Raw genomic sequence first — 15,507 nt, 5'->3', positions numbered from 1 at the left:
ACCGGTCAATGCGCCGGAGCGTCGGCGGCCGTCCAGTTATAGGTTACCGCGTAGTCGAGGGTCGTCTTGCCATTGGCGGGTACGTCCACGTGGAACTCCAGCGTGTCCGGCGTCTGCTTGGTGGGTTTTGCCGACGACGAAACGAGCTTCCAGTGGTTCCAGCGATAGGGATGGACGATCACCGTGACCGTCTTCACTTCGTCGCCGCCATTGCTCAGGGTGATCCGGCGGCCTTCATCCATGCGGTGCGCAGCCTGGTCGACATTGAAGGTGGTCAATTCGTTCTTGCCACGCAGGTCGATCGCATTGCCCAGCACGACATTGGCCTTCTCGCCCTTGGGGGTGTCGGCCATGCGCGTCTCGCCCAGAAGCTCGGCGTTGCCGTCGCGGTCGACGGTCAGCACGCGCAGGTAGCCGGCCGGCAGCGTGTCGAAGGCGTCGAAGCGAAGTTTGCTCGTCACTTCCTGGCTATCACCCAGGTTGAAGGAACGGTTGATCATCGGTTGGCCCGACTGGAAGCCCGTGCCGGGCAACTCGTAGACGCTCTCGCGCTCGCAGGCCACGTCGCGTGTGGCATATAGCGGCACCTGGCTGATGCTGCCGTCGGGCAGCGATACAGCACCAGGCAAGGTGTAGGTGCGGTAGTCGCCAAGGGTCTGCTGGCGTACGTCGGTGCTCGACGAGTCCATCGCCATCAATCCCGCCTTGCGCATCATCGGGGCTGGCGCCGCGTTGGCATAGGCGACGGGCTTCTCCATGTTCGGCGAACCGGCCACCAGCTTGACCTGGGCATCGGTCCAGTCACGGCCGCTGCGGTTGGCGACGCTGGCGCGTGCCTGGAAGCTCATGCGGCAGCTGCTGCCGGCTGCCAGTGTGCCGATGTAGGAGGCGCGCCACCCTAAACCCTGGGTGGGGTAATCGAGCGCGGCGGCATCGTTGCCGGCGCTGCCGTCGGCTACGCGCACGGTAAGCGTGGCGCCGGTGTCGGGGAAGTCGCCATGCGAGGACACGGCTGCGAAATCCCGGACCACGATGGTGGAGCCCGTCCCATCGCGCAGCTGCAAGCCATCGCCTGCACGCAACAGGGTGCCGGTGGTGATGGGTTGACCGGCGGTACCGATCACGGTCACCTGCTTGCCCACCATGGCCGCCAGGGTGGCATTACCGCCGGCAGCCGACGTCAGCCGCTGCGAGGCGACGCGTGCCTTGCCGGAAAAGCGCAGGGACAACGCCTCGGTATCGAGGAAATAGGGGAAGCCGCCCAGCACGATGTCCTGGGTGCCGCCGGTGAGCGCGATGTCCCGCTTCTCGTGCACCACGGCGTAGCCGTCCTGCACCGGTCCATTGGCCTGGACGCCGAACAATTCCGCGCCATCGGCACGATAGATCGTGAGGTTCACGCCGTCGGCGGCGAACGCCACCGGGGTGGCAGCAAGGAAGCCAAGCAGGCAGGCAAGCGGTCGCTTGATCACGGACGAACTCCATTCGTGGCGGGTCCGCCGATCATAGCGACCGACCATGAACAAAAGCATCAGGTCAGTCGGCCAACGCGCGCTCGCCCGCCCTCCGAATACCTGCCGGCAACGGCACCGGCTTGCCGTCGTGCGGATTCATCCATACCAGTACCACGTTGCCATCGCTGTACAGGCGATGGCGGTCGGCGATGTCGACGATGCGGTGGGCGATGGTGAGCGAGCTGTTGCCAAGCCGTTCGCAGTAAAGCTCTACCGCCAGCTCCGCGGGCCACGCGATGGGCGCGCGGTAGTTGAGCGAGCTTGCCGCCAGCACCGGCACGGCGTTCTCGTCGTACCAGCCTGGCACGTGGTGCAGCCATTGCAGGCGGGCTTCTTCCAGGTAGGTGAGGTAGCTGGAATTGTTGACGTGGTTGAAGGCATCGAGGTCCCTCCAGCGCACGAGAATCGGTGCGCGGTGGAGAAGGCCCGGGGTGTCATCGACGGCACCTTCGGTCACGCGGTCTTCCTTTTCTTCTCGGCCGCCTGTGTTGTCGTGGTGGCCTTGCTCGCTGCGGTGCCCTTGCTGACGGCGGTCTTGCCGGATTTTTTTGCTGCTGCCGGCTTCGCCTGGGTTGCCAGGTGCGATTTCAGGAACCGGCCCGTGTGCGACGACGGCGTGGCCGCCACCGTCTCGGGCGTGCCGTTGACCAGGATGCGACCGCCGCCGGCACCACCCTCGGGACCGAGATCGACTACCCAGTCGGCCGTCTTGATCACGTCCAGGTTGTGCTCGATCACCACCACGGTGTTGCCCTGTTCCACCAGCTGGTGCAACACGTCGAGCAATTGTTCGATGTCGTGGAAGTGCAAGCCCGTGGTGGGCTCGTCCAGGATGTACAGCGTGCTTCCGGTATCGCGCTTGGACAATTCCTTGGACAGCTTCACGCGCTGGGCCTCGCCACCGGAGAGGGTGGTCGCGCTCTGTCCGAGCTTGATGTAGTCAAGGCCCACTGCGCGAAGCGTCTCGAGCTTGCGCGCGATCACCGGCACCGGTTCGAACAGCTTCAAGGCATCTTCCACCGTCATCGCCAGTACGTCGGCGATGGTGTGGCCCTTGTAGTGGATCTCCAGCGTTTCGCGGTTGTAGCGCTTGCCGTGGCACACGTCGCATGGCACGTACACATCCGGCAGGAAGTGCATCTCCACCTTGATCATGCCGTCGCCTTCGCAGGCCTCGCAACGTCCACCGCGCACGTTGAAGCTGAAACGGCCGGGCAGGTAGCCGCGGACACGCGACTCGGGCACCTGCGAGAACAATTCCCTGAGCGGGGTGAACAGACCCGAGTAGGTGGCCGGGTTCGAACGCGGCGTGCGGCCGATCGGCGACTGGTCGATGTCCACGACCTTGTCGAACAGTTCCAGGCCCTCGATCGATTCGTACGGCGCCGGCTGTATCGACGAGCCGTTGAGCTCGGCGGCGGCTAGCGCGAACAGCGTGTCGTTCACCAGCGTCGACTTGCCCGAGCCCGATACGCCGGTAATGCAGGTGAACGTGCCGGTGGGGATCTCAAGGTCCACACCCTTCAAGTTGTTGCCGGTAGCGCCACGCAGTGCTAGCCAGTAGTCGTCCTTGGCTCGGCGCCGCTTTTCGGGAACCGCGATGCCGCGCTTGCCCGAAAGGTATTGGCCGGTGATCGAGCGCGGCGAGTTGAGCAGGTTGGCAAGCGTGCCCTGGGCAACGATCTCGCCGCCGTGCACACCAGCGCCCGGGCCGATGTCCAGCACGTGGTCGGCGGCGCGGATGGCATCTTCATCGTGTTCGACCACGATCACCGTGTTGCCGAGGTCGCGAAGGCGCGTGAGCGTGCCCAGCAGGCGCTCGTTGTCGCGCTGGTGCAAGCCGATGGAGGGCTCGTCCAGCACGTACATCACGCCCACCAGGCCCGCGCCGATCTGGCTGGCCAGGCGGATGCGCTGCGCTTCGCCGCCGGAGAGCGAATCGGCTTGACGATCGAGCGTGAGGTAGTTCAGGCCCACATCATTCAGGAAGGTCAGGCGCTCGCTGATCTCCTTGACGATCTTCACCGCGATCTCGTTGCGCCAGCCGGTGAGTTTCAGCGTGCCGAAGAATTTGAGCGAGTCGTCGATCGGCAATGCGGTGATCGACGGCAACGGCTGGTCGGCCACGAACACATTGCGTGCCGAACGGTTCAGGCGCTGGCCGCCGCAATCGGGGCAGGGATGGTCGCTGATGTACTTGGCCAGTTCCTCGCGCACGGCTGCGGATTCGGTTTCCTTGTAGCGACGTTCGAGGTTGGGCAGGATCCCTTCGAAACGATGTTCGCGGGTGACCTTGCCGCCTCGTTCGGTGAGGTAGCGGAAGGCGATCACATCCTTACCCGAGCCATGCAGCACGGCCTGCTTGGCCTTGGCCGGAAGACCCTGCCACGGTTCGTCAGGATCGAAGCCATAGTGCTTGGCCAGCGACATGATCAGCTGGAAATAGTGCGCGTTGCGCCGGTCCCAGCCGCGGATCGCGCCGCCGGCAAGGCTCAGCTCCGGATGGCCCACTACGCGCGTGGCATCGAATACCTGGGTGACACCCAGGCCGTCGCAACCGGGGCAGGCACCGGTGGGTGAGTTGAACGAGAACAGCCGCGGCTCGAGCTCCGGGAGCGAGTAATCGCACAGCGGGCATGAAAACCTGGAGGAATACAGCTGCTCGGGTGCCTTGGCATTGTCCATGTTGACCACGATGGCGATGCCGTCGCCCAGGCGCAGCGCGGTTTCGAACGACTCGGCCAGGCGCTGCTTGATGTCCGCGCGCGGCTTGAAGCGATCGATCACCGCTTCGATGGTGTGCTTCTGGCGCAGGGTGAGCGGCGGCACGGCGTCCAGGTCGTACACCACACCGTCCACGCGCGCACGGACGAAACCCTGGGCGCGCATCTGCTCGAACACCTGTACGTGTTCGCCCTTGCGGTCGCGGATCACCGGGGCCAGCAGCATCCAGCGGGTGTCGGCGTCCAGGGCCAGGGTGTTGTCCACCATCTGGCTTACCGTTTGCGCTTCCAGCGCGATGCCATGGTCGGGGCAGCGCGGCGTGCCCACGCGTGCATAGAGCAGGCGCAGGTAGTCGTAGACCTCGGTGATGGTGCCCACGGTGGAACGCGGGTTGTGCGAGGTCGATTTCTGTTCGATCGAAATGGCCGGCGAAAGGCCTTCGATATGATCGACGTCGGGCTTTTCCATCATCGACAGAAATTGCCGGGCATACGCGGAAAGCGACTCCACGTAACGACGCTGGCCTTCGGCATAGATGGTGTCGAAAGCCAGCGAGGATTTACCCGAGCCGGACAGTCCCGTGATCACGATCAACTTATCGCGCGGGAGGTCCAGGTCGATGTTCTTGAGGTTGTGCGTGCGGGCGCCGCGTATGCGGATGGTATCCATGACGCCTTAGATGGGGAGAAAACCCCATGATAGCAAGCGGCGGAGCACGTTCCGTCGAAGGAGAATTTAATGCCCGTCACGGGCCGGTGGTCTACACTCCGGCGCCTTGTGTTTGCTGACTTTGAGCCGGAGGAAAGCTCCCATGCGTGTGGCGTTGCGTTTGATCCCGGGCCTCGCCCTGGCCATGTTGTCCTGGGCGGCCGCTGGCGCCCCCGTCGCCGCCCCCGCCCCGGTATCGTCCGGGGCCCCGGCCACCGCCACCCAGGTACACGACCTGATCGTGCTGATGGGCGTGCCGCAAAGCCTTAGCGACATGAACCAGCAGATGGCCACGGCGCTGAAGGCCCGCCGCCCCTGCATCGGCGACGAAGTGTGGTCGGGCTTCATCAACGACGGTAACCGGCAGGAATTGCTCGACGCCATGATCCCGGCCTACCAGAAGCATTTCACCGGGGAAGAAATCGACGGCCTGCTGAAGTTCTATCGCACCCCCCTGGGGCAGAAGGTGATCGCCCAAATGCCCGAGGTGTTCGCCGAGAACGTGAAGGTCACCCGCGAATGGGGCGAAAAGCGCCGCGACCAGCTGGTGGGGGAACTGAAGGCCAAGGGCCAGCTCGACACCGAGGGCCAGTGCCCGGGCACCAAGGAAAAGCCCGGGATGGTGCCGCCGGAGGTCGCCTCGGGACCGGAGCCCACCCGCAAGGCCTCCAGCCACAAGAAATCGACCAAGAAGCCAGCCTCCAAGACGCCGGCGAAGTCGACCGCCAGGCCGGCAAGCCAGGGCTCGACCAAGGCGCCGGCCAAGGCCCCGGCGAAAAAACCGGCGAAAAAGACCGATTCATCCGGGTCTTCCACCCCTGCCAGTGGCACCTAAGCCCCTAAAAACAGTCGGGTTGTTGACCCTGGCGGACACGGTCGTGTATAGTCGCCGGCTCGCAGCACCCAAATAAGAACTACACAAGGGCTATTTCCATGAGTTACGCAGTCATCAAGACTGGCGGCAAGCAATACCGCGTGATGCAGGGCGAGATCCTGCGCGTGGAGCTGCTCGACGCCGAAGTCGACGGTACGGTCAACTTCGACCAGGTCCTCCTGGTTGGCGAAGGCGATTCGATCACCGTAGGTGCCCCGGTCGTCGCCGGTGCCGTCGTCACCGCTAAGGTGCGCGCCCACGGCCGCCACGACAAGATCCGCATCATCAAGTTCCGCCGCCGCAAGCACCACAAGAAGCAGATGGGACACCGTCAGCATTACACCGAAATCGAGATCACTGGCATCACTGCCTGATCGGCCGGAGGAATTAAGTCATGGCACATAAGAAAGGCGTAGGTTCCAGCCGCAACGGTCGCGACTCGAACCCGAAGTATCTGGGCGTGAAGATCTATGGTGGCCAGGCTGTCGAAGCCGGCAACATCATCGTCCGCCAGCGCGGTACCAAGTTCCACGCAGGTGTCGGTGTCGGCCTCGGCCGCGACCACACCCTGTTCGCCCTGGTCGATGGCACCGTCGCGTTCAAGACGCGTGGTGACAAGGGTCGCAAGTTCGTCGACGTCGTCACGGCGTAAATCGCCGCCGGCTTCGAAGCGATGGCCCCGCCCACCGGCGGGGCTTTTCGTTTCTGGCCTTTCCACTTTTAGGTTGCTCTCCATCATGAAATTCGTCGACGAAGCCATCATCAAGGTCATTGCCGGGGACGGCGGCAACGGCTGCATCAGCTTCCGCCGCGAAAAATTCATTCCTTTCGGCGGCCCCGACGGCGGTGACGGCGGCGGTGGCGGTTCGGTGTGGCTCATTGCCGACGAAGGCCTCAATACCCTGGTCGATTTCCGCCACCAGCGTGCCTTCCGCGCCCAGCGCGGGCAGAACGGCATGGGCAGCCAGATGTACGGCAAGGGCGGCGAAGACACCGACATCCGCGTGCCGGTAGGTACCGTGGTAACCAACGTCGACACTGACGAGGTCATCGGCGACCTCACCGTCAACGGCCAGCGCCTGTTGGTGGCCGAAGGCGGTCGTGGCGGCCTTGGCAACATCCACTTCAAGAGTTCGGTGAACCGTGCACCGCGCAAATCCACCCCGGGCACCCCGGGCGACATGCGCGAGCTGAAGCTGGAACTGAAACTGCTGGCCGACGTCGGCCTGCTGGGCTTCCCCAACGCCGGCAAATCCACCTTCATCCGCGCCGTGTCGGCAGCGACGCCGCGCGTGGCCGACTACCCCTTCACCACCCTGCACCCCAACCTGGGCGTCGTGCGCATCGGCACCGACCAAAGCTTCGTCGTGGCCGACATCCCCGGCCTGATCGAAGGCGCCGCCGACGGCGCAGGCTTGGGCATCCAATTCCTCCGCCACGTCTCCCGCACCAGCCTCTTGCTGCACGTCGTGGACATCGCCCCGATCGACGGCGGCGACGCGGTGGAGCAAGTCAGGGCGATCGAACAAGAACTGGCCAAGTTCAACCCCGAACTCCTGGAACGCCCCCGCTGGCTGGTCATGAACAAGGCCGACGTCCTCGACGAAAACGAGCGCCATGCACGCGCCAAAGAGATCGTCGAACGCCTGGAATGGAAGGACCCCTGGTTCCTCATCTCCGCCATCTCCCGCGAAGGCACTTGGGACGTCTGCCAGAAAGTGCAGCAGTTCTTCGATGCAGCCCGGGCCGCAGCCCGCGACGCCGAAGAGGCCTCGGCTGACGTGCGTATGCGCGAAGGCTGACTGCGCTCGGGCTTGGTCGAGGAGCCGGAGAGCGGCGGAGCCGGGGGCGGTCACCCTCGTCGCTCCGGTTTCACCGGCGCTTGGGAGAAGAGGCCGCTGCGCGGCTTTTTCTTATGGCTGCGCCCCGGCGCGCGCGCGTTGCGGGCGGGGGTTTTCGAGGCGGCCTGCGGCCTTCGCGAAAACGGCCGACCGAGGCCGGCCCCCTTCGGGCCTTTTCCGCCCGCAACGCTCGGTTCCACAAGTCGCTGACGAGGATGACCGCCCCCGGCTCCGCCGCTCTCCGGCTCCCCGCGAAACGCACGAGCAAAAAAAACCGGCCAGCGGCCGGTTTTTTTCGGAGCGCGAGAGAGGCTTAGGCCAGTTCGCGGATCTTGGCGTTCAGGCGGCTCTTGTGGCGGGCGGCCTTGTTCTTGTGGATCAGGCCGCGGGCGGCGTAGCGATCCATAAGCGGGGTGGCGGTGGCGTACGCCTCGGTGGCGGCTGCCTTGTCCTTGGCTTCGATTGCCTTGACCACCTTTTTCAGTGCGGAACGCACCATGGAACGCGCGGAGACGTTACGCAGGCGGCGCTGCTCCGACTGACGCGCACGCTTCTTCGCGGACTTGATGTTGGCCAAGGGAAACTCCGAATCTGTAGGTTGGGCTTGAAAAAGACGCTAATTGTGGCGCCAATGCGCCGCTGCGTCAACAGCTTAGGCCGATGACGTTACCGGCCTTGGGACGGGCAGGAACCTGCCGGCAGGGCCGAAGGCCAGTATTTTGCCACAGAATTGCCTGTCATGTGAGGTGGGTGCCCTGTCAGACTATGACGCCCGCCGTGCCGTCTGGCCGCGGATTCCCGATTCATAGAGGCCGCGACCGTCGCATGAAGTCCCCCAGCATGTTCCGTGGGCTGCTTTCCTTCAGCAGCATGACGATGGTGTCCCGTGTGCTGGGGCTGGTCCGGGACCAGGCCATCAGTTACGCCTTCGGTGCCACCGCCGCCACGGATGCCTTCTGGGTGGCCTTCCGCATCCCGAATTTCATGCGCCGGCTGTTTGCCGAAGGATCGTTCTCGACGGCCTTCGTGCCGGTGTTCACCCAGGTGAAGGAAACCCGCCCGCACGCGGACCTGCGCGAGCTGATGTCGCGGGTGTCCGGCACGCTCGGCGGCGTGTTGCTGGTGGTCACCGCGCTCGGTTTGATCTTCACTCCCCAGCTCACCGATCTCTTCGTCCATGACGATCCGGTCAAGTACGACTTGATGGTGCAGTTGTTGCGCCTGACCTTCCCCTTCCTGCTGTTCGTTTCGCTGACGGCGCTGGCGGGCGGGGCATTGAACAGCTTCCATCGCTTTGCCATGCCGGCGTTGACGCCGGTGATCCTGAATCTGTGCATGATCGCCGGCGCGCTATGGCTGGCACCGCGCCTGCATACGCCTATCCTGGCGCTGGGCTGGGCGATCCTGGCGGCCGGCATCCTGCAGCTGTTGTTCCAGGTGCCGAGCCTTGCAAAACTCGATTTGCTGATCCTGCCGCGTTGGGGCTGGACGCATCCGGATGTGCGCCGGGTGATGAAGCTGATGGTGCCGACCCTGTTCGGTTCGTCCGTCGCGCAGATCAACCTGCTGCTCGATACGGTGGTCGCGGCGTTGCTGATCAACGGCTCGCAAACCTGGCTGTCGCAGGCCGACCGCTTCTTGGAGCTTCCGCTGGGCGTGTTCGGTGTGGCCCTGGGCACGGTGATCCTGCCGTCGCTGTCGCGCCACCACGTGGCCACCGATAGCGCGGGGTTTTCGCGCGCTCTGGACTGGGGTCTGCGGATCACCCTGTTGATCGCGGTGCCGGCCATGTTCGCGCTGATGCTGCTGTCCGAACCGTTGGTGGCCACGTTGTTCCAGCATGGCAAGTTCACCGCCTTCGATACGCGGATGTCCTCGCTGTCGATTACCGCGCTGTCGTTCGGCCTGCCGGCCTTCGCCCTGGTCAAGGTATTGCTGCCGGCGTTCTATTCGCGCCAGGACACCAAAACCCCGGTCCGGGCCGGCGTGGCCTCGCTGGTGCTGAACATGGTTTTCAACGGACTGTTCCTGCTGCTGCTTTTTTCCCTTTGGGCGCCCGAGGACATCAAGGCCGGATCGTGGCTGGAGGGGCTGTCGAAGGTTCCGGGCCTGCACATGGCCCTGGGGATGGCCAGCGCGCTGGCCAGCTACGTGAACCTGGCGCTCTTGTGGTACTGGCTGCGCAAGGCCGGGGTGTACGTGCGCCAGCCGGGCTGGGGTCGTCATCTGGGCCGCCTGGGTGCGTCCTGTGCCGTGATGATCGCCGTGCTGGCGCTGGGGCTTTATCTGGCGCCGGCGTGGCCGGGCATGGATGTGCATCATCGCGTGGGCTGGCTGTCCGCCCTGATCGCTGCTGGCGGGGCAGGCTACCTGGTGACCCTGTTCGCCCTGGGCTTCCGCATGAGGGAACTGCGCGAGCACTGACACCTAAGGCGCGTTGTGCGCCGCAACGCTGCGGCTATACTGGCTGGATGACCTTTTTCCCAAGCTCCATGCCGGTTGCCGGCCTGCCAGGGGCCCGCTGAACGATGGCCCTGCGGTTGTTCCGTGACAGCTCCGGACCGTCCATTGCGCCCGGTGGCAGCATCGTTGCCATCGGTGCTTTCGACGGGCTTCATCGTGGTCACCAATCGTTGCTGGGCACGGTGCACGGGCGCGCCGTGGCGCAGGGCATTTCGGCGGCGGCGATCAGCTTCGAGCCCCTGCCGCGCGCGTTCTTTTCGCCTCAGCCCTTGCCGCGCCTGTCCACCATGCGCGAGAAAGTCCAGGGCATGCAGGCGGCAGGCCTTGATGCCGTGCTGATGCTTCGCTTCAACCAGAAGCTCACCGCCATGTCAGCGGAAGATTTCATCAGGAACATCCTGGTGGGGCGGATAAACGCTCGCGAGGTCTGGGTGGGTGGCGACTTCCGTTTCGGCCACGGCCGCCGGGGCGATTTCGCCATGCTCGAAACCATGGGCAAGCAACTGGGATTTACCGCCCATGCCTTGCCACCGGTTCAGATCGACGAGGTGCGCGTGTCGTCCTCACGCGTCCGTGCGCTGCTGGCCGAAGGCCGCTTTGCCGAGGCCGCTCCGCTCCTGGGGCGGCCGTTCGTGATCGAGGGCCACGTGGAACACGGCAACAAGCTGGGCCGCACCCTTGGGTTTCCCACCGCGAACATCCACCTTCGTAAACGGGTGAGTCCAATCCAGGGCATTTTTTCCGTACGCATCGGCGTGGGCGAAGGCCCCTGCAGCTGGCCTGGCGTGGCGAGCCTTGGCGTGCGGCCCACGGTGAACAGCGTGGCCGAGCCCTTGCTCGAGGCGCACCTGTTCGATTTTGCCGGCGACCTCTATGGGCGCCGCATCGCGGTGGAGTTCGTCACCAAGCTTCGCGACGAGCAGAAGTTTGCGGATCTGGACACCCTCACCGCACAAATGAAACTTGACGAGACCCACGCGCGCCAGGCGCTGGGCATGAACCCCATCCTCGTCGACGCATGACGATCCTTTCGCATTACCGGTTGCCGACATGAGCCAGGACTACAAGAACACGATCAACCTGCCGCAGACGGATTTCCCGATGCGCGGCGACCTGCCCAAGCGCGAGCCGGGCTGGCTGGCGCATTGGGAGAAGGTTGGTCGCTACCAGCAGATCCAGGCCAAGACCGCCCATCGCGACCGCGTGTTCGTGCTGCACGATGGCCCGCCTTACGCCAACGGCGTGATCCACCTTGGCCACGCGGTGAACAAGGTGCTCAAGGATGTGGTGGTCAAGTCCAAGCTCCTGGCCGGCAATCGCTCGCCGTACGTTCCCGGCTGGGACTGCCACGGCCTGCCGATCGAAATTGCCATCGAGAAGAAATTCGGCAAGGTCGGCGACAAGCTCGATGCCGTGGCCTACCGGCAGAAGTGCCGGGAATATGCACTGGAACAGATCGACCTGCAGCGCGTGGACTTCAAGCGCCTGGGCGTGCTGGGCGATTGGGAACATCCCTATCGCACCCTCGATGCCAAGTACGAAGCCGACATGCTGCGCGCGCTGGCACGCATCGTTTCCAACGGGCACGTGGTGCGCGGCGCCAAGCCCGTGTACTGGTGCTTCGACTGCGGCTCGGCCCTGGCCGAGGCTGAGATCGAATACGCCGATAAAACATCCCCGGCCGTCGACGTGGCCTACGCCGCGATCGAGCCGAAGTCGCTGGCAGCGAAGTTCGGCGTGGCCTCGGAAGACGCCATCGTCGCCATCCCCATCTGGACCACCACGCCGTGGACGCTGCCCTCCAGCCAGGCCGTGGCGCTTGGGCCCGAGATCCCTTACGTGCTGGTGGAAGGCCCGGCAGTCGATGGTCGCCGCCTGCTGCTGGTGCTAGCCGAGGCGCTGGCCGAGAAAGCCCTGGCGCGTTACGGCGTAAGCGAGGTGCGCGTGCTCGGCAGCGTGCAGGGTGCGGTGCTCGAGAACGAACTACTGCACCACCCGTTCTACGACCGCAAGTTGCCGGTGGTGATGGGCGAGCACGTGTCGGACGAAGACGGTACCGGCGCCGTGCACACTTCGCCCGACCACGGCGCGGAAGACTTCGCCGTAGCCCAGGGCTACGGCATCGGACCGCTGAACTATGTCGACGGCCGCGGCGTGTACCGCGCTGATGTACCGCCTTTTGGCAGCCTGCAACTTGCCGGCCTGCATATCTGGAAGGCCAACGACCTCATCGTCGACGCGCTGGGCGGCACCGGCATGCTGCTGGCCTCGGCCAAGCTCACGCATAGCTATCCGCATTGCTGGCGCCACAAAACCTCGCCGGTGATCTTCCGCGCCACGCCGCAGTGGTTCATCTCGATGGAGCAGGCCGACCTTCGCCGCACGGCGCTGGATTCGATCAAGCAGGTGCGCTGGATCCCCGGTTGGGGCGAAGAGCGCATCTCGGGCATGATCGCCGGCCGCCCGGACTGGTGCATCTCGCGCCAGCGCACCTGGGGCGTGCCGATCGCCCTGTTCGTGGACAAGGCGACGCACGAGCCCCATCCGCGCAGCGTGGAACTGCTCGAGGAAGTCGCCAAGCGGGTGGAAGTGGGCGGTATCGATGCCTGGTTCGCGCTCGACGCGCATGACCTCCTTGGGCACGAGGCCGACCGCTACGAGAAAGTCACCGACGTCCTGGACGTCTGGTTCGATTCGGGCGTCAGCCATTTCGCCGTGGTCGGTGCGCGTCCGGAACTGCAGGCGGGCGCGGCCAGCGATTACAAGGTGATGTACCTGGAAGGCAGCGACCAGCACCGCGGCTGGTTCCATTCCTCGCTGTTGACCTCCGCCGCCATCCACGGCCGCGCGCCCTACGAGGAAGTGCTCACGCACGGCTTCACCGTGGACGCGCAGGGTCGCAAGATGTCCAAGTCGCTCGGCAACGGCATCGAGCCGCAGGACATCATGAAGACCATGGGCGCGGACATCCTGCGCCTGTGGATCTGCAGCACCGACTATCGCAACGAGATGTCGCTGTCGGACGAGATCCTGAAACGCGTGGCTGATACCTATCGCCGCATCCGCAATACCGCGCGCTTCCTCCTGGGCAACCTCGAGGGCTTCGATCCGAAGCAGCACCTGCTGCCCGTGGCCGATTGCCTGCCGCTGGACCAGTGGGCGATCCAGGCCTGCGTGGACACCCAGCAGGCGGTGGTTGCCGCCTACGATCGCTACGACTTCCCGGAGGTCGTGCAACGCGTGCAGAACTACTGCACCAACGAGTTGGGCGCGCTGTACCTGGATATCACCAAGGACCGCCTGTACACCATGCCGACGGCGAGCCCCGGCCGCCGCAGCGCACAGAGCGCGATGTACCGCATCCTGGAATCACTGGTGCGGTGGCTGGCGCCGATGACCAGCTTCACTGCCGAGGAAATCTGGGCGTCGATGCCGGGCGAGCGCAGCGAATCGGTGTTGTTCGAGACCTGGTATGAAGGCCTGGAAGGCCTGCAGGCAACGCCTGCGCAGCGCCGCTACTGGACGGACCTGCTCACCATCCGCGAGAGCGCCTCGCGCGTGCTCGAGGGCATGCGCAAGGCCGGTGACATCGGCGCGTCGCTGGAAGCACAGGTGGACGTGTTCCTGGACGAAGCGCTGCTGGCCCGCTACACCCCGGCCGCCAGCGAACTCCGCTTCGTCTTCATCACCTCCGAACTGACCCTCGCGCCGCTGGCCGCCAAGCCCGCCGATGCGGTGAAGGTGGAACTGGCCGAGGGCGAAGCATGGCTCGCGGCAAGCGTGCGCACGGCCTCCAAGTGCATCCGCTGCTGGCACCTTCGCCTCGATGTCGGCGTGAATCCGGACCATCCGGAGATATGCGGCCGCTGTGTTGAAAACGTCACAGGCCCCGGCGAGGTGCGTCAGTGGTTCTGAGGACGGGCAAGCCGGCCAGCGCCCTGTCGTGGCTGTGGCTGTCGCTGGTGGTGTTGGTGCTGGACCAGGTCACCAAGTTCTGGGCTCTCCAGGCGCTGGCCCCCGCCGGCACCCCGCACCCGGTGATCCCGGGGTTCCTGAACTGGACGCTGGCCTTCAACACGGGCGCGGCCTTCAGCTTCCTGGCCACGGGGTCGGGCTGGCAGCGCTGGTTCTTCGTGCTGCTGGCGGTGGTGATAAGCGTTGCCCTGGCCACCTGGCTTAAGAAAACACCCCGCGGCGACTGGAAATCGGCCCTGCCGCTGGCGCTGGTGATCGGCGGGGCGGTGGGCAACCTGATCGACCGCCTGCATGCGGCCCAGGTGACCGACTTCATCGAGGTGTACTGGCGTACCTATTACTACCCGGTATTTAACGTGGCCGACTGCGCCATTTCCGTGGGTGCGGTGCTGCTGGTGCTGGGCAGCCTGTTCCAGGGGAAGAAAACCACCACCGTGCGATAATCGCCGCCATGGATATCCTCCTCGCCAATCCCCGTGGGTTCTGCGCCGGCGTCGACCGCGCCATCGCCATTGTCGATCGTGCGCTGGAATCTTACGGCGCCCCCATCTATGTCCGGCACGAAGTGGTGCATAACCGCTACGTGGTGGAGCGCCTTCGGGCAGACGGCGCCGTCTTCGTCGAGGAACTCACCGACGTCCCTGACGGCGCCACGGTGATCTTCAGCGCTCATGGCGTGCCCAAGGCGGTGCGCGAGGAAGCTGATCGCCGAGGTCTCACCGTATTCGACGCCACGTGCCCCCTGGTGACCAAGGTGCACATGGAAGTCGCCCGCCTGGGACGCGCCGGCTACGACGTGGTGCTGATCGGCCATGGTGGCCATCCGGAGGTCGAGGGCACCATGGGCCAGTGGAACCGCGCCCACACCGGCACCATCCACCTGGTGGAATCGGTGGAGCAGGTGGCAGGCTTTGCCCCGGCGCAACCGGAAAAGCTCGCCTTCGTCACCCAGACCACCTTAAGCGTCGATGACACCATCGCCATCATCAAGGCGCTGCGCGAAAAATTCCCGTCCATCGAAGGGCCGCGCAAGGACGATATCTGCTACGCCACGCAGAACCGCCAGGATGCGGTGCGCCGGCTCGCCGACGCAGTGGACCTGGTACTGGTGGTGGGTTCGGTCAACAGTTCCAATTCCAACCGCCTGCGCGAGCTTGCCCAGAAGCAGGGCGTGCGTGCCTACCTGATCGACGGCGCCGAGCACATCGAGCAGGCATGGCTGGAAGGCGCCAGCCGCGTGGGAGTAACCGCCGGTGCCTCCGCCCCGGAGAAACTGGTCAGGGAAGTGATCGCCCGCCTGCAGTCCTGGGGCGCGGGCACGGTGAGCGAACTGGACGGGGAAGCGGAGAACATCACCTTCGCCCTGCCACGCGAACTGCGCATGGCCGCGGGTTGAGGCTTGCTTCCT

13 protein-coding genes are annotated in these 15,507 nt (G+C 65.0%); 9 read left to right on the top strand and 4 right to left on the bottom strand.

Annotated elements, in window-relative coordinates:
• Window positions 1-5: 5 nt before the first annotated feature.
• The 3 genes from NDK18_RS04115 to uvrA all read right to left on the bottom strand — a co-directional run bounded on the left by NDK18_RS04115 (window position 6) and on the right by uvrA (window position 4,907).
• A complete protein-coding gene (locus NDK18_RS04115) occupies window positions 6-1,472 on the bottom strand; it encodes a DUF4139 domain-containing protein (RefSeq protein ID WP_250627162.1) in 1,467 nt (488 codons plus the stop codon).
• 64 nt (window positions 1,473-1,536) lie between these two features.
• Complete coding sequence (locus tag NDK18_RS04110) at window positions 1,537-1,971, bottom strand: acyl-CoA thioesterase (RefSeq protein WP_250627161.1); 435 nt, start codon at window positions 1,969-1,971, stop codon at window positions 1,537-1,539.
• Complete coding sequence (gene uvrA / locus NDK18_RS04105; protein ID WP_250627160.1) at window positions 1,968-4,907, bottom strand: excinuclease ABC subunit UvrA; 2,940 nt, start codon at window positions 4,905-4,907, stop codon at window positions 1,968-1,970. The genes NDK18_RS04110 and uvrA overlap by 4 nt, the downstream gene beginning before the upstream one ends.
• Before the next feature lie 142 nt (window positions 4,908-5,049).
• On the opposite strand from uvrA, the gene NDK18_RS04100 reads away from it, so the two are divergent.
• The 4 genes from NDK18_RS04100 (at window position 5,050) to cgtA (ending at window position 7,622) form a co-directional block, all read left to right on the top strand.
• Entirely contained in the window at window positions 5,050-5,781 is a 732-nt protein-coding gene (locus tag NDK18_RS04100; RefSeq protein ID WP_250627159.1) for a DUF2059 domain-containing protein, read from the top strand.
• 98 nt (window positions 5,782-5,879) lie between these two features.
• A complete protein-coding gene (rplU, locus tag NDK18_RS04095) occupies window positions 5,880-6,194 on the top strand; it encodes a 50S ribosomal protein L21 (protein WP_250625581.1) in 315 nt (104 codons plus the stop codon).
• Between the two features lie 20 nt (window positions 6,195-6,214).
• Entirely contained in the window at window positions 6,215-6,472 is a 258-nt protein-coding gene (gene rpmA, locus NDK18_RS04090) for a 50S ribosomal protein L27 (RefSeq protein ID WP_250625582.1), read from the top strand.
• 85 nt (window positions 6,473-6,557) lie between these two features.
• On the top strand, window positions 6,558-7,622 hold the full coding sequence (gene cgtA, locus NDK18_RS04085; protein ID WP_250627158.1) for an Obg family GTPase CgtA: 1,065 nt from the start codon (window positions 6,558-6,560) through the stop codon (window positions 7,620-7,622).
• Between the two features lie 352 nt (window positions 7,623-7,974).
• Here the strand turns inward: cgtA and rpsT are convergent, their stop codons facing one another.
• Entirely contained in the window at window positions 7,975-8,238 is a 264-nt protein-coding gene (gene rpsT, locus NDK18_RS04080; protein WP_250625593.1) for a 30S ribosomal protein S20, read from the bottom strand.
• 263 nt (window positions 8,239-8,501) lie between these two features.
• Here rpsT and murJ point away from each other — a divergent pair, with 263 nt between their 5' ends.
• From murJ to ispH, 5 genes are all read left to right on the top strand, one after another.
• Window positions 8,502-10,085 (top strand): murein biosynthesis integral membrane protein MurJ, encoded by a 1,584-nt coding sequence (murJ, locus tag NDK18_RS04075; protein ID WP_250627649.1) that lies wholly within the window; start codon window positions 8,502-8,504, stop codon window positions 10,083-10,085.
• A 104-nt stretch (window positions 10,086-10,189) separates the two neighbouring features.
• The gene (locus NDK18_RS04070) at window positions 10,190-11,146 is read left to right on the top strand and encodes a bifunctional riboflavin kinase/FAD synthetase (protein ID WP_250627157.1); all 957 of its coding nucleotides are present in this window, start codon (window positions 10,190-10,192) and stop codon (window positions 11,144-11,146) included.
• Between the two features lie 28 nt (window positions 11,147-11,174).
• Window positions 11,175-14,039: an isoleucine--tRNA ligase gene (ileS, locus tag NDK18_RS04065; RefSeq protein ID WP_250627156.1), complete on the top strand. Its 2,865-nt coding sequence runs from the start codon at window positions 11,175-11,177 to the stop codon at window positions 14,037-14,039.
• Window positions 14,030-14,542: a signal peptidase II gene (gene lspA / locus NDK18_RS04060; RefSeq protein ID WP_250625596.1), complete on the top strand. Its 513-nt coding sequence runs from the start codon at window positions 14,030-14,032 to the stop codon at window positions 14,540-14,542. Before ileS ends, lspA begins: the two co-directional genes overlap by 10 nt.
• An 8-nt stretch (window positions 14,543-14,550) precedes the next feature.
• Window positions 14,551-15,495, top strand: a complete 945-nt coding sequence (gene ispH / locus NDK18_RS04055; RefSeq protein ID WP_250625597.1) for a 4-hydroxy-3-methylbut-2-enyl diphosphate reductase — start codon at window positions 14,551-14,553, stop codon at window positions 15,493-15,495.
• Window positions 15,496-15,507 lie beyond the last annotated feature (12 nt).

The organism is Pinirhizobacter soli, from assembly GCF_015905305.1.
GTDB classification, from domain to species: Bacteria; Pseudomonadota; Gammaproteobacteria; order Xanthomonadales; family Rhodanobacteraceae; genus Pinirhizobacter; species Pinirhizobacter soli.
Note: the sequence above shows the minus strand (reverse complement) of the source record. Positions and strands in the feature narration are given on the sequence as shown.

What these genes read in the sequence shown, in the direction of transcription:
- cgtA (WP_250627158.1), top strand. Translation starts at nt 6,558, where the DNA reads ATGAAATTCGTCGACGAAGCCATCATCAAGGTCATTGCCGGGGACGGC.
- uvrA (WP_250627160.1), bottom strand. Translation starts at nt 4,907, where the DNA reads ATGGATACCATCCGCATACGCGGCGCCCGCACGCACAACCTCAAGAAC.
- rpmA (WP_250625582.1), top strand. Translation starts at nt 6,215, where the DNA reads ATGGCACATAAGAAAGGCGTAGGTTCCAGCCGCAACGGTCGCGACTCG.
- NDK18_RS04100 (WP_250627159.1), top strand. Translation starts at nt 5,050, where the DNA reads ATGCGTGTGGCGTTGCGTTTGATCCCGGGCCTCGCCCTGGCCATGTTG.
- rplU (WP_250625581.1), top strand. Translation starts at nt 5,880, where the DNA reads ATGAGTTACGCAGTCATCAAGACTGGCGGCAAGCAATACCGCGTGATG.
- NDK18_RS04070 (WP_250627157.1), top strand. Translation starts at nt 10,190, where the DNA reads ATGGCCCTGCGGTTGTTCCGTGACAGCTCCGGACCGTCCATTGCGCCC.
- ispH (WP_250625597.1), top strand. Translation starts at nt 14,551, where the DNA reads ATGGATATCCTCCTCGCCAATCCCCGTGGGTTCTGCGCCGGCGTCGAC.
- murJ (WP_250627649.1), top strand. Translation starts at nt 8,502, where the DNA reads ATGTTCCGTGGGCTGCTTTCCTTCAGCAGCATGACGATGGTGTCCCGT.
- ileS (WP_250627156.1), top strand. Translation starts at nt 11,175, where the DNA reads ATGAGCCAGGACTACAAGAACACGATCAACCTGCCGCAGACGGATTTC.